Origin of the sequence: Candidatus Kosakonia sp. 282A-S69 (assembly GCF_029433855.1) — a bacterium.
Lineage (GTDB): Bacteria > Pseudomonadota > Gammaproteobacteria > Enterobacterales > Enterobacteriaceae > Kosakonia > Kosakonia cowanii_A.
Genome location: NZ_JAROAU010000003.1, coordinates 486103 through 511866, shown reverse-complemented (window position 1 = coordinate 511866; position 25764 = coordinate 486103). Strand labels below are relative to the sequence as shown.

At 56.2% G+C, this 25764-nt stretch carries 22 protein-coding genes and 1 pseudogene; 14 read left to right on the top strand and 9 right to left on the bottom strand.

Annotated elements, in window-relative coordinates; translation table 11 throughout:
* Positions 1-17: 17 nt before the first annotated feature.
* Together PU683_RS08075 and PU683_RS08070 are read right to left on the bottom strand one after the other, a co-directional pair.
* A complete protein-coding gene (locus tag PU683_RS08075; RefSeq protein ID WP_277171016.1) occupies positions 18-368 on the bottom strand; it encodes a nitrous oxide-stimulated promoter family protein in 351 nt (116 codons plus the stop codon).
* Between the two features lie 71 nt (positions 369-439).
* The gene (locus PU683_RS08070; protein WP_277174236.1) at positions 440-1042 is read right to left on the bottom strand and encodes a TetR/AcrR family transcriptional regulator; all 603 of its coding nucleotides are present in this window, start codon (positions 1040-1042) and stop codon (positions 440-442) included.
* Positions 1043-1152: 110 nt separating this feature from the next.
* On the opposite strand from PU683_RS08070, the gene PU683_RS08065 reads away from it, so the two are divergent.
* From PU683_RS08065 to PU683_RS08055, 3 genes and pseudogenes are all read left to right on the top strand, one after another.
* The gene (locus tag PU683_RS08065) at positions 1153-1752 is read left to right on the top strand and encodes an NAD(P)H-dependent oxidoreductase (RefSeq protein WP_277171014.1); all 600 of its coding nucleotides are present in this window, start codon (positions 1153-1155) and stop codon (positions 1750-1752) included.
* A gap of 484 nt (positions 1753-2236) precedes the next feature.
* Positions 2237-3082 carry a transcriptional regulator ChbR gene (chbR, locus tag PU683_RS08060; protein ID WP_277171012.1) on the top strand — a complete coding sequence of 282 codons (846 nt, stop codon included), beginning with the start codon at positions 2237-2239 and terminating at the stop codon, positions 3080-3082.
* Between the two features lie 33 nt (positions 3083-3115).
* Positions 3116-4471 (top strand): annotated as a pseudogene (locus PU683_RS08055) (6-phospho-beta-glucosidase).
* Between the two features lie 63 nt (positions 4472-4534).
* Here PU683_RS08055 and PU683_RS08050 read toward each other — a convergent pair.
* Entirely contained in the window at positions 4535-6049 is a 1515-nt protein-coding gene (locus tag PU683_RS08050) for a carbohydrate porin (protein ID WP_277171010.1), read from the bottom strand.
* Between the two features lie 314 nt (positions 6050-6363).
* Between PU683_RS08050 and PU683_RS08045 the strand changes: the two genes are divergently transcribed.
* The 3 genes from PU683_RS08045 (at position 6364) to proP (ending at position 9058) form a co-directional block, all read left to right on the top strand.
* Complete coding sequence (locus tag PU683_RS08045) at positions 6364-6561, top strand: hypothetical protein (protein WP_023481113.1); 198 nt, start codon at positions 6364-6366, stop codon at positions 6559-6561.
* Positions 6562-6563: 2 nt separating this feature from the next.
* Positions 6564-7334, top strand: coding sequence for a hypothetical protein (locus tag PU683_RS08040; RefSeq protein ID WP_277171008.1), 771 nt, complete (start codon positions 6564-6566; stop codon positions 7332-7334).
* Positions 7335-7582: 248 nt separating this feature from the next.
* Positions 7583-9058 (top strand): glycine betaine/L-proline transporter ProP, encoded by a 1476-nt coding sequence (gene proP, locus PU683_RS08035; protein WP_277171007.1) that lies wholly within the window; start codon positions 7583-7585, stop codon positions 9056-9058.
* Here the strand turns inward: proP and PU683_RS08030 are convergent.
* Entirely contained in the window at positions 9055-9378 is a 324-nt protein-coding gene (locus PU683_RS08030) for a hypothetical protein (protein ID WP_277171005.1), read from the bottom strand. The genes proP and PU683_RS08030 overlap by 4 nt on opposite strands.
* Before the next feature lie 147 nt (positions 9379-9525).
* On the opposite strand from PU683_RS08030, the gene PU683_RS08025 reads away from it, so the two are divergent.
* Together PU683_RS08025 and PU683_RS08020 are read left to right on the top strand one after the other, a co-directional pair.
* Positions 9526-10860, top strand: coding sequence for a cation:proton antiporter (locus tag PU683_RS08025; protein WP_277171004.1), 1335 nt, complete (start codon positions 9526-9528; stop codon positions 10858-10860).
* A 62-nt stretch (positions 10861-10922) separates the two neighbouring features.
* Positions 10923-11531 carry a DUF1349 domain-containing protein gene (locus tag PU683_RS08020; RefSeq protein WP_431190930.1) on the top strand — a complete coding sequence of 203 codons (609 nt, stop codon included), beginning with the start codon at positions 10923-10925 and terminating at the stop codon, positions 11529-11531.
* Positions 11532-11570: 39 nt separating this feature from the next.
* Here PU683_RS08020 and PU683_RS08015 read toward each other — a convergent pair whose 3' ends face one another.
* Positions 11571-13535: a methyl-accepting chemotaxis protein gene (locus PU683_RS08015; RefSeq protein ID WP_277171002.1), complete on the bottom strand. Its 1965-nt coding sequence runs from the start codon at positions 13533-13535 to the stop codon at positions 11571-11573.
* A gap of 463 nt (positions 13536-13998) precedes the next feature.
* Here PU683_RS08015 and PU683_RS08010 point away from each other — a divergent pair, with 463 nt between their 5' ends.
* From PU683_RS08010 to mmuM, 3 genes are all read left to right on the top strand, one after another.
* Positions 13999-14637 (top strand): hypothetical protein, encoded by a 639-nt coding sequence (locus PU683_RS08010; protein WP_277171000.1) that lies wholly within the window; start codon positions 13999-14001, stop codon positions 14635-14637.
* Between the two features lie 120 nt (positions 14638-14757).
* Positions 14758-16164, top strand: a complete 1407-nt coding sequence (mmuP, locus tag PU683_RS08005) for an S-methylmethionine permease (RefSeq protein WP_277170997.1) — start codon at positions 14758-14760, stop codon at positions 16162-16164.
* Positions 16151-17089 carry a homocysteine S-methyltransferase gene (mmuM, locus tag PU683_RS08000; protein WP_277170995.1) on the top strand — a complete coding sequence of 313 codons (939 nt, stop codon included), beginning with the start codon at positions 16151-16153 and terminating at the stop codon, positions 17087-17089. Before mmuP ends, mmuM begins: the two co-directional genes overlap by 14 nt.
* Before the next feature lie 17 nt (positions 17090-17106).
* On the opposite strand, the gene PU683_RS07995 is transcribed toward mmuM, so the two are convergent.
* Positions 17107-17721 (bottom strand): hypothetical protein, encoded by a 615-nt coding sequence (locus PU683_RS07995; protein WP_277170993.1) that lies wholly within the window; start codon positions 17719-17721, stop codon positions 17107-17109.
* A 392-nt stretch (positions 17722-18113) separates the two neighbouring features.
* Positions 18114-18362, bottom strand: a complete 249-nt coding sequence (locus PU683_RS07990; protein ID WP_277170991.1) for a DUF7660 family protein — start codon at positions 18360-18362, stop codon at positions 18114-18116.
* A gap of 1089 nt (positions 18363-19451) precedes the next feature.
* Here PU683_RS07990 and mutS point away from each other — a divergent pair.
* Positions 19452-22013, top strand: coding sequence for a DNA mismatch repair protein MutS (mutS, locus tag PU683_RS07985; protein ID WP_277170989.1), 2562 nt, complete (start codon positions 19452-19454; stop codon positions 22011-22013).
* Positions 22014-22036: 23 nt separating this feature from the next.
* Here the strand turns inward: mutS and PU683_RS07980 are convergent, their stop codons facing one another.
* Positions 22037-22942 carry a LysR family transcriptional regulator gene (locus PU683_RS07980; protein ID WP_277170988.1) on the bottom strand — a complete coding sequence of 302 codons (906 nt, stop codon included), beginning with the start codon at positions 22940-22942 and terminating at the stop codon, positions 22037-22039.
* A gap of 108 nt (positions 22943-23050) precedes the next feature.
* On the opposite strand from PU683_RS07980, the gene PU683_RS07975 reads away from it, so the two are divergent.
* The gene (locus tag PU683_RS07975; RefSeq protein WP_277170986.1) at positions 23051-24259 is read left to right on the top strand and encodes an MFS transporter; all 1209 of its coding nucleotides are present in this window, start codon (positions 23051-23053) and stop codon (positions 24257-24259) included.
* Positions 24256-24636 (top strand): DUF4440 domain-containing protein, encoded by a 381-nt coding sequence (locus PU683_RS07970; protein WP_277170984.1) that lies wholly within the window; start codon positions 24256-24258, stop codon positions 24634-24636. The genes PU683_RS07975 and PU683_RS07970 overlap by 4 nt, the downstream gene beginning before the upstream one ends.
* A 54-nt stretch (positions 24637-24690) precedes the next feature.
* On the opposite strand, the gene rpoS is transcribed toward PU683_RS07970, so the two are convergent.
* Positions 24691-25683, bottom strand: coding sequence for an RNA polymerase sigma factor RpoS (rpoS, locus tag PU683_RS07965; protein WP_023481104.1), 993 nt, complete (start codon positions 25681-25683; stop codon positions 24691-24693).
* Between the last annotated feature and the right edge of the window lie 81 nt (positions 25684-25764).

Below are 25764 nucleotides of genomic sequence, written 5' to 3'. Positions count from 1 at the left end.
CGGATGGCGCTTGACGTTTATCCGGCCTGCTTGCGCCGGTATTTCTCGGGCAACTCCGGTACCGGGCGCTTATCGTCGATCAAATGACGCACGGTTAATATCGGGTGTCGCCACAACATGCGTGGCCCTGCCCAGCGCATCACCTGCTTCATCTCCTCGCGTTTTGCGGGCTGATAACAGTGCACCGGACACTGCTTGCAGGCCGGTTTCGCCTCGCCGAAGACGCACTTATCGAGCCGCTTTTCCGCATAGGCACAGAGATCTGCATAGTGCGCCGCGCTGCTCACTGCATCCGGGCAGAGGCGTTGATAGAGAGCAATCATCTTCCGGATGGTCAGTTTTTCCCGCAGGATGCGTGGTCCAGACATAATTATCACCAATGATTAAGATGCATCTATAATACAACTTAATCTCTCTCGGCGGCACCCCGGTGAGCGTTTTACGCACTTTCGTCACTCAACGTCGCATGCACCATGGCGATAATCACCCGCTCCAGCTCCTCTTTCGCCTGCTGTTCGCTAATCGCATCCTGCACCGCCGCCCAGGAGAGCCCTTCCGCGGCACCGAGCATCGCCCATAGCGCGGCGTCGCGCAGAGGCGCATGGCAAAACGGCGCAAACAGCGTGCGGCACGTGCCGGTAAAATCCACGGCGTAGTCGCGGCGGATCTTCTCCAGCTCCGGCGTCCCCGCCAGTGCCGCCAGCAGGCTCGGCATCTCACGCCCCTGAAACAGCACGCATTCGATATAGGTTGTTGCAACCACTTCTGCGCGCGCCGCCAGCTCGGGCGCGGTCCTGGCCAGCAGCGCCTCCATTTTGCGATTCTGACGCTGATCGTACTCGCGATAGAGCGCCGCCAGCAGCCCGGAGCGGCTGGTGAAGTGGTCATATACCACCGGTTTAGTCACTCCCGCCCGTTCGGCTAAATAGCCGAGCGTCAGCGCTTCGGTACCCACCTCATGGATAATATGCCACGCCACCTCCACCAGTTGTGCGTAGCGCTCTTCCCGCGAGAGCCGCTGGCGTACACGCGTTTCGGCCATCATTGCCTCCTTGACAAGCTTATATACCATTAGTAACTTACTAGTGGTAGGTTACCGATAGTATATAAGCCTACGGTGATTAATCCGTAATGGCAACCGAGGAGAAGCAAATGCATGCACTGATCGTAGTCTCTCACCCGCTCGACACCTCTTTAACCCATGGCCTGGCGCAGGCCGTGGCAGAAGGAATTCGCGAACAGAACGCGCAGAACAGCGTTGAGATCGCCGATCTGGCGCGGGAGGGGTTTAACCCGTCGTTTACCGCCGCCGATTACAACGCCTTTATGCGAACCGCCCCGCTGCCCGCCGACGTGGTGGCTGAACAGGAGCGTATTGAGAAAGCAGACGCATTAGTACTGGTATTTCCTATCTACTGGTGGACGATGCCCGCACAATTAAAGGGCTGGATCGATCGCGTCTTTGCCAACGGCTGGGCCTACGAAGATAGCGGCACCGGCAAGGTCATCAAGAAGCTGACACATCTGCCGGTGCATCTGGTGGCGACAGGAGGCGCAGACAGCAAAACGTTCGAAAAGCATGGCTATGCGCAATCATGGAATACACAAATCCCCCACGGTATTTTTGACTACTGCGGCGCGCCGGTGTTAACCAACGCCACGCTGATGCAGCCCGATCTCGGCACTCCGCAAGCTTGCCTGCAAAAGGCGCGTGAGATCGGTAAAACTATTTTCGCTGCGACCCAAGCGTAATTTTTTGCCGGAGAGGAGCCTTCGCCCTCTCCGGAATCGCTAAAAAATTAGCGAAACTGTGAAGAAGAGCATAGCAATCGGTCAACCAGAGATAATTGTGGCAGATTGCAGAATACCTCCCTCCCGTACGCTCCCGTATACTTGTTTTACCCACGGAAAAAAGTACCAAACCCAAATTTACGCCTCTTATTAAGATGTTAGTTACGTCATTTCTGGAAAAATGGGGACAATTGCCAGGCACATTGCGGGTAAAGAAGCATATTGCTCTTTTGATGTTGCAGGCCAGCCTGAGTGCTTTGCGGTAGTGATGAGGCAGAAGATTTGCCGCTTCGTTCGCTATTGAAGGATTTCAGCAAACCTGAACGTAGATAAAGAGCGTTCGCACCAGAAAAAAAACCCGGCCTGATAAGCAGGAAGCGCGCGGAAAGCGATCGCCAACGCGCTGAAATATAGACATGTATGCGCAAGTCGTAAGGAGTGAACGATGCAGCCAACACCAACGATCGGCACACAGGAGATCAAAACCGTCCACGAACAGCAGCTCTTTAAAGGAAAGCCTTTCCATGTCTTTATCTTCAATAAATCGGAGAGCGCCAGCGGGCTGCATCAGCATGATTATTATGAATTTACCCTCGTTCTGACCGGGCGGTACTACCAGGTCATTAACGGTAAACGCGTGCTGCTGGAGCGCGGTGATTTCGTTTTTATCCCGCTGGGATCGCATCACCAGAGTCTCTATGAGTACGGTGCCGCCCGCATCCTCAATGTCGGTATTAGCCGACAATTTTTCGATCAGTACTATCACTCTCTGCTGCCGTTCTGCTTTGTGGCCTCGCAACCTTACCGCACGCACAGCGCATTTTTGACCTATGTTGAAACAGTGATTGCTTCGCTCAATTTTCGTGAGAACGGTCTCGACGAGTTTATCGAAACCGTGACTTTTTACGTGCTCAATCGCCTGCGTCACTATCGCGAAGAGCAGGTGATGGAGGATATTCCGCAGTGGCTGAGAAGCACCGTCGAAGCGATGCACGATAAACGCCAGTTCAGCGATAATGCGCTGGAGAACATGGTGCGGCTCTCCTGCAAATCGCAGGAGTATCTCACCCGTGCGACGCGGCGCTTTTACGACAAAACGCCGATGCAGATCATCAATGAGATCCGTATCGACTTTGCGAAAAAGCAGCTGGAGATGACCAACTACTCGGTAGCGGACATCGCCTGGGAGTCGGGTTACAGCAGCCCGAGCCTGTTTATTAAGACCTTCAAAAAAATGACCTCGTTTACACCCAACGGTTACCGCAAGCGGTTAACGGAGATCACGCAGTAGTCCCCGCTGGCGCAATCCTCGACAGGAGAGAGCATGAGCCCGAAACTGAAAGTCGTCACTGTTGGCGGCGGCAGTAGCTACACCCCGGAACTGCTGGAAGGGTTTATCAAGCGCTACCACGAACTGCCGATTACGGAGTGGTGGCTGGTGGACGTCGAGGAGGGAAGAGAGAAGCAGGAGATTATTTTCCAGCTCTGCCAGCGGATGGTGGCCAAAGCGGGCATTCCCCTGAAGGTGTATCAAACGCTTGATCGCCGCGAGGCGCTGCAGGGTGCCGATTTTGTCACGACCCAGCTGCGCGTCGGCCAGCTGAAAGCGCGCGAACTGGATGAGCGCATCCCGCTAAGCCACGGCTATCTTGGTCAGGAGACCAATGGCGCTGGCGGATTATTCAAAGGGTTGCGCACCATCCCGGTCATTTTCGACATTCTGCGCGACGTAGAGGCTATCTGCCCGAACGCCTGGGTGATTAACTTCACCAACCCGGCAGGCATGGTGACCGAAGCGGTCTGCCGCCATACCAACTTCAGGAGATTTATCGGCGTCTGCAACATTCCTGTCGGCATGAAGATGTTTGTCCGCGATGTGCTGGCGCTGGCAAAGAGTGATGAGATCGCGCTCGATCTTTTCGGCCTCAACCACATGGTGTTCCTCAGTGATGTGCAGGTAAACGGCGTGTCGCGCTTCGCGGAGTTGCTCGACGGTGTTGCCAGCGGAAAGTTACAGGCATCGTCGGTGAAAAACATCTTCGACCTGCCCTTTAGTTAAGGGCTGATCCGCGCCCTCAACCTGCTGCCCTGCTCCTACCTGCTCTACTACTTTAAGCAGAAAGAGATGCTGGCGATTGAGCTCGGCGAGTATTACAAAGGCGGCGCACGGGCGCAGGTGGTGCAGCAAATCGAAAAAGATCTCTTTGAACTCTATAAAGATCCCAACCTTGACGTGAAACCTCAGGCACTGGAGCAGCGCGGCGGCGCCTGGTACTCCGATGCCGCGTGCGAGGTGATTAACGCCATCTATAACGATAAGCAGACAGAACACTATGTGAACATTCCCCATTGCGGTCACATCGACAATATTCCGCCAGAGTGGGCGGTTGAGATGACCTGCCTGATTGGGCGAGATGGGGCGACGCCCCATCCGCGCGTTACCCATTTTGATGACAAGGTGCTGGGGCTTATCCACACCATTAAGGGGTTTGAAATCGCGGCCAGCAAGGCTGCCCTGAGCGGCGAGTTTAACGATGTGTTGCTGGCGCTCAATCTCAGCCCGCTGGTGCACTCCGACGGTGACGCCGAGCGGCTGGCGCGCGAGATGTTACTGGCTCATGAGAAGTGGTTGCCAAACTTCGCCGCGACTCTTGCGCGCCTGAAGCAGCAAAAAGCCTGATGCAGAGGCCGTTTGCCCGCCAGCAACGGGCTTTTGCGGCGCACTTCTGCGCCGCTTTTTTGCTTACCACCACACCTCAGCCTGCGCGCCGACGGTGAACTGCTCCCGCCGCTCATCGCCAAAGCGGAAGTGGCTGATGCCGTTCTCCTGCGCGCGGAGCCAGCTGGCGTAAAAACGCAGCTCCGGTCGCGAGGTCAGCAGGCTGGTGTCCACTTTCAGCGCGTGATAGAGCGTGGCTTTATACCCCTTTTCGCGGTAATCCTCGCCCTGCTGACGGTTGGTTTGTTTAAACCACGCCAGCTCAACGCCCGTCTGGTTATGTTTATCCCAGATCCACGCCGGGCGCATCACTGCCCGGTAGCTGCGAAAATCGGTATGCGCACCGGTGTCATAGCTGTAAATATCCTGCCCGGCGGCATAAACCAGCGCATGCGCCAGCACGATCTGCGATGAGGGGTAGAACTCACCCTGCGAGATAGCGCGCACGGCGTGCCCGTAGGAGTGCTCGCCATAGTAGCTGTCTTGATAGCCGTAGGTCGCTCCCGAGTTGGAGATGAGCGCGAAGCCGCTGGCCAATGCGTTATCCGCCGCCTGCAGCGTGAACTCTTCAAACCCGCCCGCGCTAAAGCTCTGCCGCACTATCGCACCTGCTAACCACGCATCTTTGATGCTGTAGTAACGCCCCGCGTTTTCGCTCGCCCGGTAGGTGGCAGATTTGTTCGCCAGTGAGTAACGGCCAAACAGCTCCAGCGTAGCGCGATCCCACAGCGGCAGCGCGTTATAGCGAAGGTCCATCGTGTGGGTGTTAACCTGCATCGTGTTATGGCTGACAGGATAGTTCACCGCATGGGCATCCAGATCCTGGCGCACCAGCGCAACATTGAGCTTGCCCGCGCCGAGCGCCCAGTTCTCCACGCCGATCCCCGCGCCGCTGTCGGTCTGGTGGCTTTTCCAGTCCAGCATCTGAATTTCATACTTTGGCAGGTTGTGTTTTCCAACCCAGAGATCCGCTTCCGGCGCAAAGGGCAGGAAACCGCGTGTGGTGAGGTAGATATCGGAGAACTGCAGAAGGTTTTCTGAGCGCTTGTCGAACCACGCGCTGCCATACTGCGCGCCGACGTTGCCATCCAATTGCACAACGGCATGCGCCGATTTGCCCCCCTCCTCATAGACCCGCTGCGAGAAAGTGAAATCGAACCACGACGAATACTCATTGCCAAAACGCCCCAGCGAGCCAATGGCGTACTCTTTTGGCGAGCCGTTGCTGGCGGCTCCCCAGCCGGAACGCAGGTAACCATGCCAGGCAAAGCCGATATCCTCTTTGACGAAATCGCTGATCTCTTTCAGCGTATAAGAGGATTTTTCTGTCGCAGCGGCCTGCGGCTGTACGGTTGACTTTGCGTCGGTAACGCCCCTTGCTCTGACCTGTTCCAGCTCCGCTTTTGCCTGCGCCAGCTCCGTCATATTCCGCTCTAATGCCATTTCCAGCTGGCTCAGTCGCTCTTCAACCGTTAATTGTTGCGCAGAGGCGTGCGCGCAGGCTGCTGTGATCAGCAGTGCGAGTATTGATTTATTCATAATAACCAGTCCATTTATTAATATATAAACGCGCTGAATAAAGATTCCCTTTAAATTAATTTGCGCGTCTTACCCTGAATGCATGAAATATAAGAAAGCTAACAAATACAGAAAGATAAGATTATTGATAAACAAGGGGAATAACCCAAACAACGGCCTCCTTAACAACTATTATTGAGCGGGTAATAGTCATTCAGGATGTTTCGATATGTCTACAGAGATAAATTAATTTTTAGATCTCTCTCGCACAGAATTTTCTCGGAAATTTCACACATTCATGAAATGGTTTCTATACTCTCTGCGGAGGTTTATTAATGAGAAAATTACTTCGTTCTTTATTTGCCAGCCCTGACAAGCTGTTACAGGTGATGAGTCACAGTGAAATACAGGATTCGATTGAAGATGGTGAGCGCATTGTGGTCGATGCTGACGGCAACGCCTCGGTGAATATCCACTGCAAAAGGGTACAGGAAGATTTCAGAGAGCATGTTGATGCGTTGAAGAGGGCTTAGGGATGGGTACAGCAATATTCATGGTATTGATGGTTTGCGGCTACTGGTACACCTCGCACGACCTCTCGACACGCTTCAAATTCAAACGCAGCTTCGGCTGGGATGTCTACTTTCTGGTAGCGCTCTATGGCTGCGTCTTTGTCCTGCAGGGGATTATCGCCACCGCCGTGGTGTGGCTCAGCCTGCTCGCCAGTTCGGCTGTGATGAATACTTTTCCCGCCACGTTTGGCCCGGAAGAGCACCATCTGCATATGACATTTATGAACTGGACCTTCCTCGGCATCCAGGCACCGGTGGTGATTATGCTCGCCTTTGCTGTGCTGTTTTGCCTGTGGCACTCGAACTGGTCCAGCAGCGCGCGCCTCGATATCCCCGGCCGCCGCGAATTGTATAAACACCTCTCGCGCGCCAACGGCATTGAGGGGCTGATCTATCAGTGCATGGAGCGCGGCGACCTGGCGTGGATCACCCTGAAATCTCAGCGCATCTACATCGGCATGATCCATACCGCCACGTTTGATGTCGGCGATGCCAACAACATTGTGCTCATTCCGATGCTGAGCGGCTACCGCAACCATGAGACGCTGGATCTGCGGGTTGAGCATAACTACAGCGCATGGTACGACGACCATCATATCGATCTCGCCTCGGAGCCGATGTCGGCGCTCGATTTTCGCAAGGTGCTGCTGCTGTCGCAGGTGGAGAGTTTGTCGCTGTTCCACCCCTCACAGGTGATGGCGATGGGCATCAACAAACTGAAGTCCACGGAGTGAAGAGAGGCTAAGGGATTAGCTTGTTCCGCTACTTTTACTCACGGCGCGTTAATATTCAGCTTTATAGTATAAAAGCAGCGAATTGCGCCAAAAATTTGCCTCACCCATAAATTTTAATTATGGTGTCCCCCTGCCGCGAACGTCGGCAAACTGCTTTTTTCTGCATCTTATAGCTTTCATTTCCCTCCATTTGAGCATCACGGCTGCGAAAGCTATAAGGTCGCACCACCAGCACTCATGGGGAGTTTATGAGCAACGGAACGACTTTACCGCACCACACTAACCCGGCCGCAACGGCCAACGAACTGACCGTAGAAGACATCACTGTCATTGATAATAAGCTGCTGAAACGCGCCGTCGGTGCGGCCGCGCTGGGCAACACGATGGAGTGGTTCGACTTTGGCGTCTACAGCTATCTGGCAGTCATTATCGGCCAGGTCTTCTTTCCCGGCGCCAGCAGCACCGCGCAGCTTATCGCCTCTTTCGGCACCTTCGCCGCGGCCTTCCTGGTTCGCCCGATTGGCGGCATGGTCTTCGGCCCGCTCGGCGACCGCTTTGGTCGCCAGAAGATCCTCGCCCTGACGATGATCATGATGTCGATCGGCACTTTCTGTATTGGCCTGATTCCCGATTACGACAGCATTGGCATTGCCGCGCCGATCCTGCTGCTGGTCGCACGCCTGGTTCAGGGCTTCTCAACCGGCGGTGAGTATGGCGGCGCAGCCACCTTTATCGCCGAGTACTCCACCGATAAACGCCGTGGTTTTATGGGCAGCTTTCTCGAGTTCGGCACGCTTGGCGGCTATTTGCTGGGCGCCAGTCTGGTGACCATTATGATTGCCGTGCTGCCAGCCGAGGCGATGCACAGCTGGGGCTGGCGAATCCCCTTTTTCCTCGCCGCACCGCTCGGCCTGTTTGGTCTCTATATCCGCCTGAAGCTCGAAGAGACGCCGGCTTTTAAAGAGCATATGGATAAGCAGGGTGCGCTGGAGCACAGCAAACCCAAGCTGAGCCTGCTGCAGATGCTGCACAAATACCGCAAACAGATGCTGCAGTGTATTGGCCTGGTGCTGGTCTTTAACGTCTCGAACTATATGCTCACCTCTTATATGCCGAGCTACCTGACCAGCGTGTTAGGAATGAGCGAGCTGACCGGCCTGCTGCTGGTGATGGTGATCATGTTTGTGATGATGCCGCTGACGCTGGCCTGGGGACACTGGACCGACCGTCTGGGCCGCCGCCCGGTGATCGCTTTCGGCGCGCTGGGGCTGGTGCTGCTGGCGATCCCAAGCTATATGCTGATTGGCTCCGGCAATATGTGGGCGGTCTTCGGCGGCCTGGTCATTCTGGGCGTGCTGCACACCTGCTTTAGTGGCACCATGCCAGCAACGCTGCCAGCGCTGTTTATCACCGATATTCGCTACAGCGCGCTGGCCATTGGCTTTAACCTCTCGGTCTCTCTGTTCGGTGGTACTACGCCGCTGGTCACCGCCTGGCTGGTCGATACCACCCACAATGTGATGATGCCCGCTTACTACATGATGGGCGCAGGGCTGATTGGTGCCTTGACCGTGCTGACACTGCGCGAAACGGCGCGAAAACCGCTGAGCGGATCGTCGCCTGCGGTCGCCACCCGCGCGGAAGCGCACAAGCTGATTGATAAGTTGCGAAAGCAGCGCGCGTCGAAACGTTTAAAAACCCAGGCAGCGCATGAGCACGGCTAAACCCAGTCTTCAATAGCGCTGTCCAGAGGCCGGAGCGGTGGCGCGATCCGGCCTATCTCCTCTTCAATATTGAACTCCGTCAGATCTTCGGCGGTGGCCAGCAGATAGGTATGCCCTTCAGGCGATAGCCACTCGGTAATGAAGTACTGCTCTTTACGCGAGAGCTCGACCCTCTTCTGCCCGCTTCGGTCAAAGAACTGCCCGAAGCGCTCATCGTGCTTCGAGAGATTCAGCCCCATCGCCGGGTAGACGCCACGCCATACCTCGCCGTGGTGTTTACCGCCCAGCACCAGGTACTCCTGCATGATCTTCTTACTCATTTGCCACCCCCGTTACGCCCGCTTTTTTTAAGCGTAGCTAATGCTCAGCCCTTGCACTATTCGCGCCGTCTGGCCTGGTGCAGACCTTTTTCAGCAACTATACCTTTTGGGGTGCAATGTGCAGATTGCAGCCTCATGTGGAGGAGTATGAGTTATTTGATGTGGATGGCCGCGACCGGCGGCCTGTTACTGTTGATGTCGTTATCCTACGGCTGGATAAGCCGCGTGCCGATCCCGGTGTTTGGTCTCTATCTTGTGGTCGGCATCATCTGCGGCCCGTGGGAGATGGGCGTTCTTAATATCGATGTGGCGGCCCATGCCGATCTCACCGCCCGCATTACCGAAATCGCGATGGCGGCCTCGCTGTTTATTACCGGCCTGAAGATCCGTCTGCCGCTCACCTCTCCCTACTGGAAGATGGGCATTAAGCTGGCGCTGCCCGCTATGCTACTGACTATCGGCGGGATTATGGTCGCCGCCCACTATCTGCTCGATCTGGCCTGGCCGCTCTCGCTGGCGCTTGGCGCGATTCTGGCACCCACCGATCCGGTGCTGGCGAGCCTGGTGGCGATTAACGACGCGCGCGATGATGACCAACTGCGCATAGCGCTCTCCAGCGAGGCGGGGCTTAATGACGGCACCGCGCTCCCCTTCTTAATGCTGGCGCTGATCTGGTACAAAGCCGATGGCGTGCCGTCAGGCGAAGAGCTGTTGCACTGGCTGAGCATCGATCTGCTGTGGGCGCTGGTCGGCGGGCTGCTGATTGGTTTCTTTATGGGGCGCTTAATCGGCCTTCTCGCCACCCGTTCACGCCATAAACAGGGCGAAGTGGCACCCAGCGACTTTATCGCCCTGGCGCTGATCTGCCTGAGCTTCGCGCTGGCGCAGTCGGTGAGCGCCTCCGGTTTCCTCGCGGCCTTTGCTGCCGGGATTGGCCTGCGCAGCGCCGAAGTAAGCGTGCAAAAGCGCCATGGCGATCCCGAAGAGGAGGAGGATGTGCCGGCAGAGATGCAGGTCAACCCGCATCTGCGCCATGCGCTGGAGGAGCAGAACCCGATTAAATCTGTAGGCCTGGTGATTGGCGATGCCCTCTCTTTTGGCGATACCGTTGAGCGGCTGCTGGCGGCGCTGCTGGTGATTGTGCTTGGTGTCACCCTCGCTCAGCACTGGGATGCGCACGCGCTCGGGCTGGCCTTTGTGCTCTTTTTGGTGATCCGCCCGCTATCGGTGTTTATTGTGACGCTGCGCTCCGGTACGACATGGTTTCACCGCGCGAGCCTCGGCTGGCTTGGCATTCGCGGCATCGGCAGTCTCAACTATATTGCCTTTGCCTATGTCCACGGTTTGCAGGGCGCGGATGCCAATATTGTTGCCGATATCGCCATTACCATTGTGACGCTGAGCGTGCTGCTGCATGGCATCTCGGTGACGCCACTGTTAACGGTGCGCAGTAAAAAACTGGCGCGTAAAGCGAAACGTTAAGCACCGCCCGGCAATCGCTGCAAAAGCGTGGCAGAGTGGCCGCGGTTTTCTTGTAAACATTGATGAGGTTGCCTGTGACACCAATTGAGAGCTTCACGTCAGAAAAGGGTCTGTGGATAAATAAACCCGCCCACGTTACTCAGACTGATGAACAACTGCTGATGCGCACCGGGGCGAATACCGATTTTTGGGTCAAGACCTGGTACGGCTTTGAGCGGCACTCCGGTCATGCTTTTGGGTTTATGCTTGAGGGGGAGTTTACCCTTGAGGTGAAAATCGCCGCCGCGTTTGAACAACTTTACGACCAGGCGGGGATCTTTATTGAAGCGTCTGAAACGCAGTGGGTAAAAAGCGGCATTGAGTATAACGATGGCGCGCCCGCGATTGGCTGTGTGGTGACGCAGGGGCAATCTGACTGGTCGACTGGCCTCTTCCCCGGCGATGCGCATGAGTTCTGGATGCGCGCGACGCTTGAGAAGCAGGCGTTACGCCTGCAATACTCCACCGACGGGAAAACGTGGCCGCTGCTGCGGCTCTTCCCGTGGCAGGATAGCGGTCAGCGCTTTGTTGGGGTGATGTGCTGCTCGCCGGAAAGAGAGGGGCTGGATGTGCGCTTTGAACAACTGCGCATCACCCGCCCGCTCGGTAAAGCGCTGCATGATTTGAGCTGACCCCAGGCGGCCTGCGCCGGAGGTCTGCAACATACTGCCTTAACGCCCCGTTGAGAGGGTTTGCAGCACTTTCAGCTGGGCAACCGCTTCCTGCATCGCATCCATTCCGGCGGTCAGGGTGCGCAGGTTGCTCAGTTGCTTCGCGATGTTTTCCCGCTCCTGGCGCGTCTGCTGGCTCATCTCAGCAATGGCATTAGCGGCAAGAATGCTGCGCTCCGCCATATCGGTTGCGGTCTCCACCGTATTGCTGGCGACTTCACGGATATGGGAGATGGTGCTGACCGCGTCGCTGATGTTGCTCGCCGTCGCTTCTGCCTGCTCTTTTGAGGAGTGCGCCAGGCGGCGAACCTCCCCTGCTACCACCGCAAAACCGCGCCCCGCATCGCCGGCGCGCGCCGCTTCTACTGCCGCGTTGAGCGCAAGGATATTGGTCTGGAAGGCGATGTTACTGATGCCGTGGGTGATCACGCCGATGCCGTTGGAGATCTGCTCCAGCGAATCCAGCCCTTCGCCAAGACGCCCCTGCGCCCGCTGGCTTTCGGTGGCGATATCGCTGATGCCACGAATGCTGCTTTCTGCCATCACCAGCGCTTCACTCTGGCTCTGGGTGGCGGCTTCGAGCGCCGGCAGCGCCTGCACAATCGGTGCCAGCTCCTGCTGATAGCTCACCACGCGATCCAGCACCCGGGTCTGAATGCTATTCAGCGCTTCCCAACGGCGCAGCGCGCGCTGGGCATAGTGCGCGGCATATCCGGCGTACTCCACCGGAAACTGGGTCATCGCTTTCACGTCATGGTTAAAGAAGACCAGCGCGGAGAGGGTCTGGTTAATCGGCACGCCGAGGATTTCGCCAAAGCTGGAGAAGCCCGCCGCCGGGATGCCTTTGAAGAAGTGAGCATCGTGCAGCTGATCGCTGTTACCCATACGGCGCAAAATACAGTCATTCATCATGATGGCGGCAGGTTTGCCTTTACCGGTGATAAAGGTTTGCCAGTCGCGCAACGTCGCCTGTTTAAAGTCGGTCTCCTGCATCAGGAACAGCCGATCGCCAAACTCCAGATCGCAGAAGAAGTGCACCATGCCGTGCTCAATTTTCGCTACCGAGCGGATGAAGTACTCGTCACCCACTTTTACGCCGAAGGTAAGCCCTTTCAGACGTTCACTCAGCTGTGACTCTTTACAGTTAAGGTGCTCGGCGAGCGCCTGGGTAAAAGCCTTCTGCTGCCCCTGGCGATCAAAGACCGATGTTACCGTGCGAGAAATCGGATCGGCATCGGCAATCAACCAACTCTGATCCAGCGGGGTAAAGTTCTGGCTCTTAAAAGGTGAGAAGGATTTGCCTTCCGCCATGCGACAGAAAACGACAACGGCTTTGCCTTGTAATACCCGGTCGCCGACGCCAATCCACGTGCCGTCAAAGGTCGCGCGTCCGCCTGCGGAGCCGCCAATCGCCAGGCACGGGAAGAGACCGCTGTTATACCAGGCCTGCATGAAGAAACCTTCCGAAGCAGAGAGCCCGTCGCAGTAGATCATCGCGAAAGTGCGCTCAGCGGAGAGCGCCATGCGCGGTTTAATGGTGTTTAATTCGCGCTGAATGGCGCTGATACGCTGCGCGGCACTCTGGGTGTCGTGCAGATGGAGGTCGACAATATGCGTCTCATGCTCGGCGATAAGGCTATCCGGCAGCAGCAGGAAGCTCCCCTCCTGCCCGTCGCCCGCGCAGTAGGTCGTCTGGCGACCGCTGGCGCTTAGCGCGCCGTTTGAAGAGAGGGTAATCACCGTCAGATCGGCAGAGGTAAAACGTTGCCACGCCTGGCTGACGCGGTGGAAATCCGCTTCGGGCGGGACAAAGGTCAATAAAATGCCGGATGAGCGTGCGCTAAGACCCGCAGCCGAAAGTGAAGTCGGTAAATCCCGGCAGTCGAAAATGCCGTTAGCAGGTTTTGGTCCACCGGCCAGACGGGAACCCAACAAACCGCGACACAGTGATCTTACGAAAGCCATAGTACTGTTTTCCTTAAAATAAAAAAACGCGCGTAAAAAAGCGCTTACTGGTGTTGTTAAAGGAGGGCTAAAAGCAGATCCGTCGCGATCAGAACTCGTTGAAAAAAGATAAGCGCGCCCCTGCGTGATTGAGGGTGACGCTAAGACGTTATCGTCAATTTGCGCTAAAGCTTCACTAATCGCTGCAATAGGCAGAACTATTCCGCACAAAGTAGGTTACGAGTGAAGCAGAAAGCGTTTTGAATATTTCATCCTTTTTTATTTCCGGCCTGTTTAACAGCACGCATTATTTGCAGGGAAGCTTCAAATATAACCCTCCTTTATTATGTGCCTTTCAAATTCTGATAAGAGGGTGCGCATCCCCCCATTTCCGGTGGGCTTTCGCCGCAGCGGTTTCACTCCCCTCAGATAAACGGATAGGATGTGCGCCTCGTTTTTTCTACCACTCATATAAGGATTAATCGTGTACTACGATTACAACGGTAACAGCCATCTCAGCGAGTTTGAGCGCGATGAGGCTAACCGCAGATTAGCGGCGCAGAACCCCCATGCCGCAGCAGCAGGCCCGGCGGCAGTAAGTGTAGTGATGATTGTATTAATTGCCGCTTTTTCGCTTTTCGCGCTGCTCTTTTTTGCCGCTAAAGCCTTTCTTACGCGCGGTGCGCCGAAATTATGGCCAGGCTCTACCGCGCGTGCGCTGAAATTATTTCTGCTGTATGAGTTTCTTTTTTATCTATTCGAGATGCTGACCACCTGGTGGTATGTGTTTATTAATAGCCTTTCAGGCCCGTTGCCTGTTCCGCATATCTTCTCCTGGATCTCCTCTGTGCAGTTCTGGCTTTATCAGCAGATAAATACCCCATTGCTCTACTCCATTAATCTGGGGCAATTAGCGCTGCACTATCTGACCCTGCTGTGCATCAATACGCTGTCGATCATTATCTGGTTGTTATTAGCCAAAACGCTGGCAACCCATCTGCCCCATCTGAAGTGGTTCCGCTTTACGGATGCCACCGGCCAACGCATCGATTGGCTGCGGGTGATGAAAGTCCATATGCTCACCTCTCTGCTCTTCTGGAGCGTGGTCTACCTTTTTAGCTAACCCCGGCCAGAGAGTGCGCAGTTAACCGCCCCTGCCCGCTGCGAGACTGGCTTTTTATTAACAATCACGTTATAACCCTTTAACGCAGATGTTTAGACGTCCATACGTTTAGAGGGTTGTATGCAAAATCAGCAGGATCAGGCTCAGGGGCAGCTTAAGCGCACCATGAAAACCCGCCACTTAGTTATGCTGTCGCTGGGCGGCGTGATTGGCACCGGGTTGTTCTTTAATACCGGCTATATCATCTCTACTACCGGCGCGGCCGGCACGCTGCTGGCCTATCTGATTGGCGCGCTGGTGGTCTGGCTGGTGATGCAGTGCCTCGGTGAACTCTCCGTAGCAATGCCGGTGACCGGCGCGTTTCATGTCTATGCCGCGCGCTATCTCGGCCCGGCAACGGGCTATACCGTGGCCTGGCTCTACTGGCTCACCTGGACGGTGGCGCTGGGATCGAGCTTTACCGCCGCCGGGTTCTGCATGCAGTACTGGTTCCCGCATGTTCCGGTCTGGATATGGTGCGTCATCTTCTGCGTGGCGATTTTCGCCCTTAATGTCGTCTCGACGCGCTTTTTCGCCGAGGGCGAGTTCTGGTTCTCGCTGGTAAAAGTGATCACCATCATTGCCTTTATCCTGCTTGGCGGGGCGGCAATCTTTGGTTTTATCCCGATGCAGGATGGCTCTGCTGCTCCCGGTCTTGCCAACATCACTGCCGAAGGGTGGTTCCCCCACGGCGGGCTGCCGATTCTGATGACCATGGTGGCGGTGAACTTTGCCTTCTCCGGTACCGAACTGATTGGTATTGCCGCAGGCGAAACAGAGAACCCACAGCAGGTGATTCCGGTCGCCATTCGCGCCACGATCGTACGGTTAATCCTCTTTTTTATCGGCACCGTGTTTGTGCTGGCGGCACTGATCCCGATGCAGCAGGCGGGCGTGGAGAAGAGCCCCTTCGTGGTGGTGTTTGAGAAGATTGGCATTCCTTACGCCGCCGATATTTTTAACTTTGTCATCCTGACGGCGATCCTCTCAGCGGCTAACTCGGGGCTGTATGCTTCCGGGCGCATGCTGTGGTCGCTCTCGAATGAGAAGACGCTGCCGCGCTGTTTTATGCGCGTCACCAAAAACGGCGTGCCGCTGACGGCGCTCTCGGTCTCGATGCTGGGCGGTGTGCTGGCGCTGCTCTCGAGCGTTATCGCGCCGGATACGGTGTTCGTTGCGCTGTCAGCGATTTCCGGTTTCGCCGTGGTCGCCGTGTGGCTCAGCATTTGTGCGGCGCACTTTGTCTTTCGCCGTCGCCATTTGCAGTCCGGCAAGTCACTTGCGGATCTGCACTACCACGCGCCGTGGTATCCGCTGGTGCCTGTTGCCGGTTTCCTGCTCTGCCTGCTGGCGTGTATCGGCCTGGCATTTGATCCCGACCAGCGCATTGCGCTCTATTGTGGGCTGCCGTTTGTTGCTCTGTGCTATGGTGCTTACTGGCTGACCCATCATGATAAAGCGAAGGAGAGTGAACATGTCGCGCCCTAACCCCCTGACCGCGCTGCTGGAGAAGCAGCCCTTTATTGTGCTTGACGGCGCGATGGCAACGGAGCTTGAAGCGCGCGGCTGTAACCTTGCTGATAATCTCTGGTCCGCGAAAGTGCTGATGGAAGCGCCGGAGCTGATCCGCGATGTGCATCTCGACTATTTCCGCGCCGGTGCGCAGATCGCGATTACCGCCAGCTACCAGGCGACGCCGCTCGGCTTTGCTGCACGCGGCCTGGATGAGGCGCAGTCGCGCGCGCTGATTGGCAAAAGCGTCGAGCTGGCGCAGGCGGCCCGTGAGGCCGCGCTGGCGGAAAACCCGCAGGCCGGGCCGCTGCTGGTGGCGGGGTCCGTTGGGCCATATGGTGCTTATCTGGCGGATGGGTCAGAGTATCGCGGCGATTATCAGCGCACTGCGGAGGAGTTTACTGATTTTCACCGCCCGCGCATTGAGGCGCTGTTAGCGGCCGGTGCCGATCTGCTGGCCTGCGAAACGCTCCCCTCATTTGCCGAGATAAAAGCCCTCGCCGCGCTGTTGCAGGCCTGGCCTGACGCGCGGGCGTGGTTTTCGTTTACCCTGCGCGACGCGCACCATTTAAGCGACGGTACGCCGCTCGCAGAGGTGGTAAACGTCGTGGAAGCAACGCCGCAGATTGTCGCGCTGGGCATTAACTGCATTGCGCTGGAGAAGAGTAACGAAGCGCTGGAACACCTGCACAGCCTGAGCGCACTGCCGCTGGTGGTCTACCCCAACTCGGGCGAAACCTATGATGCGGTAAGCAAGAGCTGGCGCGGGCACGGTGCAGAGTGCGACACGCTGGCCGGGCATCTGCCCGCCTGGCTGGCTTCAGGGGCAAAACTGATTGGTGGCTGCTGTCGCACCACGCCTGCGGATATTGTCGCCCTGCACCACTGCTGCACGAAATGATTATCCCCCTGCGGCAGCTAGCGTGAACGCCAGCGTTGATGCCCCCAGCTCAGCGCGCCGTTAACGACAATCCTGCCGCCGCAGGCCGGATAGCCCGGCGGATCGACCGAGACGTTGCGCATCGAAGGGAAGATGTCGAAGCGCTGGAAGATAGCCGCCAGCCGTGGATACTCCGGGTTCAGCTCCGGCAGCGAGAACCACACCAGTTCGCCAAGCGAGCGCTCAAGCCACTCCTCGACCTCCCCCTCTTCGCTGACGGGATTACTCAGCGCCGGGCTTTGCGCCATCGCCTGGAGTTGCGCATAGTGGCGGATACGCCAACCGCAAAATTCCAGCGTTTCGCCAGCGTAGTAGAGCTCGTCGAGATATTCGCTCTCGTCGCGGCTTAAGCTCTCCGCTTGCGCCTCGGTCAGGCTGTCAAATAAGAAGCGTGCGGCAAGCGTCGGCAAGTTATGCACCACCAACCCTGGATGCTCGCCACTCCCGCCGCCCAGCACCAGGTTTTGCGGCGTGGCGCTGAAGTCATACGCTCCCCAGCCGCCGTCGCCTTCGATGGTTTCCAGCGGATGGTAGATCGGCAGATAGCCAAGAGTGCCGATTATTTCATGGTCAAAGCCATCAATGTAGCTCATACGGATCCTTGTGCGTGGTCATTTTCATCAAATAAATAGGGGACCCATGCTATAAATTATTGCCGACAATGTCATGACCGCCACACTATTCATTCTGTTGTTATTAATACAAGTTGATCTGCTGAGTCATAACAAAGCGTTTTTTTGTAATTTGGCACAATAACTCCATTATCTGTTGAACACCAAAACATATAGTTCCAACCGGGTAGCACCTAATATGCTGTACTGATATTTTTAAAAGCACCATCGCACACCGCGCATGGTTGCTTCTGTTAATAAAAAATATTTCCTTTGCTTGAATATTTCACTTTTAGCAAGATTCGAAAAAAAATAATTACCATATCCAAAATTAATGCTTTTTTCCTGACCTGTTTCTATCACAAGAGAAATAGTTACTCATATATCCTGGCAGCCATCAGCATATCGTAAAGAACTTTCCAGTTCATATCTGACGGAACCTCCTGTTTTGTATTGATATAATACTGTTCCATATCTTCGACCCACGCTTTCAATGCTTCTAAAAAAGAGGGGAGATCGCGATTAGCCCACTCTTCTGGGGACGATTTGAGATCCTGGCTGTATAACGTAAGAAAAGCCAGGAAATCTGCTTTTGATTTTATTTCGTTATCGGTGGGGATCATCTTACTCTCCAGGCTTCTCTATAAACGATAATGGTGGCAGAAACGCTTTCTCCGTCCTCTTCATCTCCCACAGAGAGATCAATGATTAATGACAGTAAGAGCGACTCTTTTTTCAGGATACATAACGCGCTCTCTATTCACCCTTTCATTTATCAGGAAAAGGAGATTTAAGTGACACAGCGCCTCTGTAACGAGTGAGCCAATGATAGCACTTTTGGTGACATCAAACTGTCACTGCCACTTATGTGTAGGGGGGATGTTGCGTGATGCCATGCTGCGGGGCTTAAGTATCATAGGGGCGCAAAAAAAAGCCGTTCTCTGGGGAAGGAACGGCAAATACACATCACGGTCAAAGGAACACCATACATTATTCATTTTCTATAAGTTTTACAGAGTAACCATAAAGTGTTTTTTAATGTAAGAAAATGAAACCTGCTTATCCTCACAGACCTGTTCAAGCGGGCAGACAGACACTATTACGTCACAGGATCTTTTATTGCATCTGGATAAATTATGATTTTTCATCAGGTAAAGAAAAATCCAGACCAGACGCGACCTGTACAAATGAATTAACCACGGGGTTGGATTCATTTTTTCTATAAAACAACTCCATTGTCATTCGCTCAGGAAAATCAATTATTTGACGGTATGCAGAACAATGGTTTAATTATCACCTTTTGGTAATCAAAACGGTTTGCATCGTTGTATAAACTTTGCGATGCAAACTACTGTACTTAACGATTAACGTTGAAGAAAACGGTCGGTTTCGTTCTGAAAGAGCTTGTCCTCACATGGCTATGTGACGGTAGAGAAAAAGAGCTTACCCGATAGCTCTCCAGGAGAGGCGTAAGGCATTGTTTTCGCCGTTATCAGCGTTATCTGTATCATTTAGTTCCACCATTTCCACCTCTTTCAACAACAGCCCCTCGCCCGCTGGTTTTCCTGCTCCACAGAGTCCGTTATCATGCTCGCTACGCCTTCATGAACCGCGATGCAAATTCATGAGTTTCGGTGAGGAAAGTGATAAGCGATGAGAACAACAAACATCACTGACTCATTATTTTTCAAGAAGATGGACATCACTAACTGATGAGTACGACAGATAATCTCGACGCACACACGCCCATGATGCAGCAGTACCTGAAGCTGAAAGCGCAGCATCCGGACATCCTGCTCTTCTATCGTATGGGCGACTTCTACGAGCTCTTTTATGACGATGCGAAACGCGCGTCGCAGCTGATGGATATCTCCCTGACCAAACGCGGTGCTTCTGCCGGGGAGCCAATCCCGATGGCGGGCGTGCCGCATCATGCGGTGGAGAACTACCTGGCAAAACTGGTGAGCCTCGGTGAATCGGTGGCGATTTGCGAGCAGATTGGCGATCCGGCCACCAGCAAAGGGCCGGTTGAGCGCAAGGTCGTACGCATCGTTACGCCGGGCACCATCAGTGATGAAGCGCTACTGCAGGAGCGCCAGGATAACCTGCTCGCCGCCATCTGGCAGGACAGTAAAGGCTTTGGCTACGCCACGCTGGATATCAGCTCCGGGCGTTTTCGCCTCAGTGAACCCGCCGACCGCGAAACCATGGCCGCCGAACTGCAGCGCACCAATCCTGCCGAACTGCTCTATGCGGAAGACTTTGCTGAAACCGCGCTGATTGAAGGCCGTCGCGGTTTGCGCCGCCGCCCGCTGTGGGAGTTTGAAATCGACACCGCCCGCCAGCAGCTTAATATGCAGTTTGGCACCCGTGATTTAATTGGCTTCGGCGTTGAGAATGCTGCGCGCGGCCTGTGCGCCGCTGGCTGCCTGTTGCAGTATGTTAAAGATACGCAACGGACGGCCCTGCCCCATATCCGCTCCATTACGATGGAGCGTCAGCAGGACACCATTATTATGGATGCCGCGACGCGCCGTAATCTGGAGATCACCCAGAACCTCGCAGGCGGGATTGAAAGCACCCTGGCCTCGGTGCTCGACCGCACCGTCACGCCAATGGGCAGCCGTATGCTGAAACGCTGGCTGCACATGCCGGTGCGCGACACGAAAGTGCTTACCGAGCGCCAGCAAACTATCAGCGCCTTACAGGATCGCGCCGCCGGGCTGCAACCGGTGTTACGCCAGGTAGGCGATCTGGAGCGTATTCTGGCGCGTCTCGCCCTTCGTACCGCCCGCCCGCGCGACCTGGCGCGTATGCGCTACGCCTTCCAGCAACTGCCTGAGCTGCGCGCGCAGCTGGCTGACGTTGACTGTGCACCTGTACAGGCGTTGCGTGAGAAAATGGGCGAATTCAGCGAACTGCGTGAACTGCTTGAGCGCGCCATTATTGAAGCCCCGCCGGTGCTGGTGCGCGACGGCGGCGTCATTGCTCCCGGCTACCACGCTGAGCTGGATGAGTGGCGCGGCCTCGCCGATGGTGCGACGGATTATCTCGACCGGCTGGAGATCCGCGAGCGCGAGCGCCTTGGGCTCGACACCCTGAAAGTGGGCTACAACGCGGTGCACGGCTACTTCATTCAGATCAGCCGCGGGCAGAGCCACCTCGCGCCAATCCACTATGTGCGCCGCCAGACGCTGAAAAACGCCGAGCGCTATATCATCCCTGAGCTGAAAGAGTATGAAGACAAGGTACTCACCTCGAAAGGCAAAGCGCTGGCGCTGGAAAAACAGCTCTATGAGGAGCTGTTCGACCTGCTGATGCCGCACCTCGGCGACCTGCAACAGAGCGCCGCCGCGCTGGCGGAGCTCGATGTGCTGATCAACCTCGCTGAACGCGCCGATACTCTGAACTACTGCTGTCCGACCTTTAGCGATAAGCCAGGTATCCGCATTAGCGAAGGGCGTCACCCGGTGGTGGAGCAGGTGCTGAAAGAGCCGTTTATCGCCAACCCGCTGAACCTGTCGCCGCAGCGCCGGATGCTGATCATCACCGGCCCGAACATGGGCGGTAAAAGTACCTATATGCGCCAGACCGCGCTGATTACCCTGCTGGCCTATATTGGCAGCTATGTGCCGGCGCAGAAGGTAGAGATTGGTCCCATTGACCGCATCTTCACCCGCGTTGGCGCGGCGGACGATCTGGCCAGCGGGCGTTCAACCTTTATGGTTGAGATGACCGAAACCGCCAACATCCTGCATAACGCGACCGAGAACAGCCTGGTGCTGATGGATGAGATTGGACGCGGGACTTCGACCTACGACGGCCTGTCGCTGGCGTGGGCCTGTGCGGAGAATCTGGCGAATAAAATCAAAGCGCTCACGCTGTTTGCCACCCACTACTTTGAGCTGACGCAATTGCCGGAGAAGATGGAGGGCGTGGCAAATGTTCACCTCGACGCGCTGGAGCATGGCGATACCATCGCCTTTATGCACAGCGTGCAGGATGGCGCGGCGAGTAAGAGTTACGGCCTTGCGGTCGCGGCGCTGGCTGGCGTGCCGAAAGAGGTGATCAAGCGCGCGCGCGGCAAGCTGCGCGAGCTGGAGAGCCTCTCGCCGGGTGCCGCCGGGACGCAGATTGACGGCACGCAGATGTCGCTCCTTGCGCCGGCGGAAGAGACCAACCCGGCGGTAGAAGCGCTGGAGAATCTCGACCCGGACAGCCTGACACCGCGTCAGGCGCTGGAGTGGATCTACCGCTTAAAAAACCTCGTCTAAGCCACGCTGCCGGATGGCTGATCTCATCCGGCAATTTCCTCCCGCGCCACCCACTGGCGCAGAAAATCGACCAGCGCGCGCACTTTGGCAGAGAGATGCTGCGTATCGGCATAGACCGCGTAAACGCCCTGCGGCGCAAAGGTCCACTCCGGCAACAGATGCACCAGCCGCCCATCAGCCAGCGCGGTTTGCACCAGCCACGCCGGCAGCAGCGCCACGCCACAGCCGGCAAGGGCAAACGACATCAGAGCCTGTGCGCTGTCAGCGAAGATGCGCGCGGGCTGCTTTATCTCCAGCGTCTCGCCTCTGCCCGCCGCATCATGCACCTGCCAGCGCAGCGGAGAAGAGAGCCGCTCATGAATAATCCACGGCGCGTGCGCCAGGGCGTGCAGCGTCGTTATCGGGTGCTGGCTGAGCCACTGCGGCGCGGCAACAGGAAGAATGTCGAAGCGCGAAATCAGCGCCGCGTGATAGCGGGAGTCCGCCAGCGTGCCGAGGCGAATAGCGACATCGAAGCGCTCGCTAATCAGATCCGCGTGATGGGATGAAGAGACGTGGCGAATACGCAGCGCCGGGTGGCGCTCGCTAAAGGCCGCCAGCGCCGGGATCACCACCTGCGCGCCATACTCCGGCGTGGTAGTAATGCGCAGCTCACCGCTCAGGCCAATATGGTTTGCCTGCACCTCATCCTGCAAGTGTTCAGCATCCCTTACCAGCGCCACGCCGCGCTGATAAAAGAGGCTCCCCGCCTCGGTGAGCGTTAAGCGGCGCGTGGAGCGTAACAGCAGTGCCACGCCCAGCGAATCCTCCAGTTGGCGGATATTGAAGCTGATCACCGCCTTGGTCTGCCCGAGCGTGGCGGCCGCGGCGGTAAAACTGCCGGTGTCGACGACGGCGATAAACATGGCGACGCGTTGCAAATTGAGCATCGCTTCTCCCGTAATTGTCAAAACAGGTTTGACAGTATATCGCCACCCGCGGCGTTTATCCCCCTTCGGCCAACCGCTAGAGTAGCGCTCCGCACAGAAGGAGGAAAAATGAGGTATCGCAACAAAGTCGCTGTGGTCTATCTGCTGGGCTTTTTTCTCGACTTAATCAATATGTTTATCGCCAGCGTGGCGTTTCCGGCGATGGCAGAGAGCCTGCATGCGTCGGTCTCTGCGCTGGCGTGGGTCAGCAATGGCTATATCGCCGGGTTGACGGTGGCGATCCTCTTCAGCGCGCTGCTGACCCGTTTTATCGGCGCACGGCGGCTCTTTATGCTGTCGCTGTTACTCTTCAGCGCGGCGGGGCTGGCGGCAGGTTTTGCCGACTCGCTGGGCACGCTGATTGGCTGGCGCGTGGTGCAGGGGCTGGGCGGTGGGCTGCTGATCCCGGTAGGTCAGGCACTCGCCTGGCAGCAGTTTAAACCCCATGAGCGGGCGAAGATCTCCGCTGCCGTGATGCTGGTGGCGCTGCTCGCCCCCGCCTGTTCACCGGCTGTCGGTGGGCTGCTGGTGGAACTGCTCGGCTGGCGCTGGATCTTCTTCGTCACGCTGCCGCTGGCGCTGTTCACGCTGCTGCTGGCGGGGTGCTGGCTGAAAGAGGAGCGCGCGTCCGCCGTTTCACGTCGGCTTCTCGATCTCTCCCTGCTGAAAAACTCACTGCTGCGCTTCGCCATGCTTATCTACCTCTGCGTACCGGGGATGTTTATTGGCGTCAGCGTGGTGGGGATGTTCTATTTGCAGAGTGTAATGGGGCTAACGCCTGCGGTGACGGGCGCGTTAATGGTGCCGTGGTCACTCGCCTCCGCGCTGGCGATTTCCGTGACCGGGCGCTATTTCAATCGCCTCGGCCCGCGCCCTCTGGTGATGATCGGCGCTCTGCTGCAGGCAGTGGGCATTATGTTACTGCTGCTGGTTACGCCGTCGACGCCGCTGGCGATGCTTATCGCAAGCTTCGCGCTGATGGGCGCGGGCGGAAGCCTGTGCAGCAGCACCGCGCAGAGCTGCGCATTTCTCACCATCAGCCATCAGGCAATGCCCGATGCCAGCGCACTGTGGAATCTTAACCGCCAGCTAAGCTTTTTTATCGGCGCCACGTTGCTGGCGTTTGTTCTCGGTCTGCTGCAACAGGCTATGCCGCCCCTTGCCGCCTATTACGGGACATTTGTCCTCGCCGCTATGATTACGCTTTTCCCTCTTGCGGGCGCGCTGCGCCTTGATAACCAACACACCTTGCAACAGCTTAAACAGGAGCACTCATGAAGGTTTATACGAAGGAGATTATTGATGCCCATATCGCTATTGAAGCGTGGCTGGGCCGTGGCGAAGGAGACTGCGCAGCGCTGATAGCGCGCTTTAGCGACGCGTTTACTATGATCACCCCGAGCGGAGCAGGGCTTGATAAACCTGCACTGGTCAACGTTTTCCAGGCGCAGCGCGCGGCGCGCACGGGGCTTAGCATCCGTGTGGATGATATCGAATTGCTGACAGAGTGGGAAAGCGGTGCGGTGCTGCGCTACCTTGAGACGCAACAGTTGCCGGATGGGCCGGCGCATCAACGCTGGTCAACGGTAGTGTTTGAGAATGTTGGCGGGAAGCTTATGTGGCGGCACCTGCATGAAACGGCGCTTACCGCCTAGCAGAAAAGAAAAAGGCCAGTCTTTACGACCGGCCTTTTCGACGAGAAAGGGTGTTTATTCGCGGAACAGCGCTTCGATATTCAGCCCTTGCGTTTGCAGGATTTCACGCAAACGACGCAGACCTTCAACCTGAATCTGGCGAACACGTTCACGAGTGAGACCAATTTCACGGCCTACATCTTCGAGTGTCGCAGCCTCATAACCCAGCAGACCGAAACGACGTGCCAGCACTTCACGCTGTTTGGCGTTCAGTTCGAACAGCCATTTGACGATGCTCTGTTTCATATCATCGTCCTGCGTGGTGTCTTCCGGGCCGTTGTCTTTTTCATCGGCCAGGATGTCCAGCAGCGCTTTTTCAGAATCACCGCCCAGCGGTGTATCAACTGAGGTAATGCGCTCGTTGAGACGCAGCATACGGCTGACATCATCAACAGGTTTGTCTAACTGTTCAGCAATCTCTTCTGCGCTCGGTTCATGGTCCAGTTTGTGGGACAACTCACGCGCGGTACGCAGATAGACGTTCAGCTCTTTGACGATATGGATGGGCAGACGAATAGTGCGGGTTTGGTTCATGATAGCCCGCTCGATGGTCTGACGAATCCACCAGGTCGCGTAAGTTGAGAAACGGAACCCACGTTCAGGGTCAAATTTTTCAACGGCGCGGATCAGCCCCAGGTTGCCCTCTTCAATCAGATCCAGCAGAGCCAGACCACGATTGCTGTAGCGACGAGCAATCTTCACCACCAGACGCAGGTTACTTTCGATCATGCGACGGCGGGAGGCAACATCACCTCGTAATGCACGGCGTGCAAAATAAACTTCTTCTTCGGCCGTCAAAAGCGGGGAGTACCCGATTTCCCCAAGATAAAGCTGAGTCGCGTCTAAAACACGCTGTGTTGCACCCTGCGATAACAGCTCTTCTTCAGCCAGGTCATTATCACTGGGTTCCTCTTCTACCAAGACTTTTTCGTCAAAAGCCTCTGTTCCGTTCTCATCAAATTCCGCGTCTTCATTTAAATCATGAACTTTCAGCGTATTCTGACTCATAAAGTGGCTCCTACCCGTGATCCCTGGGCAAAACATCTGACGCATTCTCATTTACCTCCGCTGCAGCGGCATCTGCGCTCA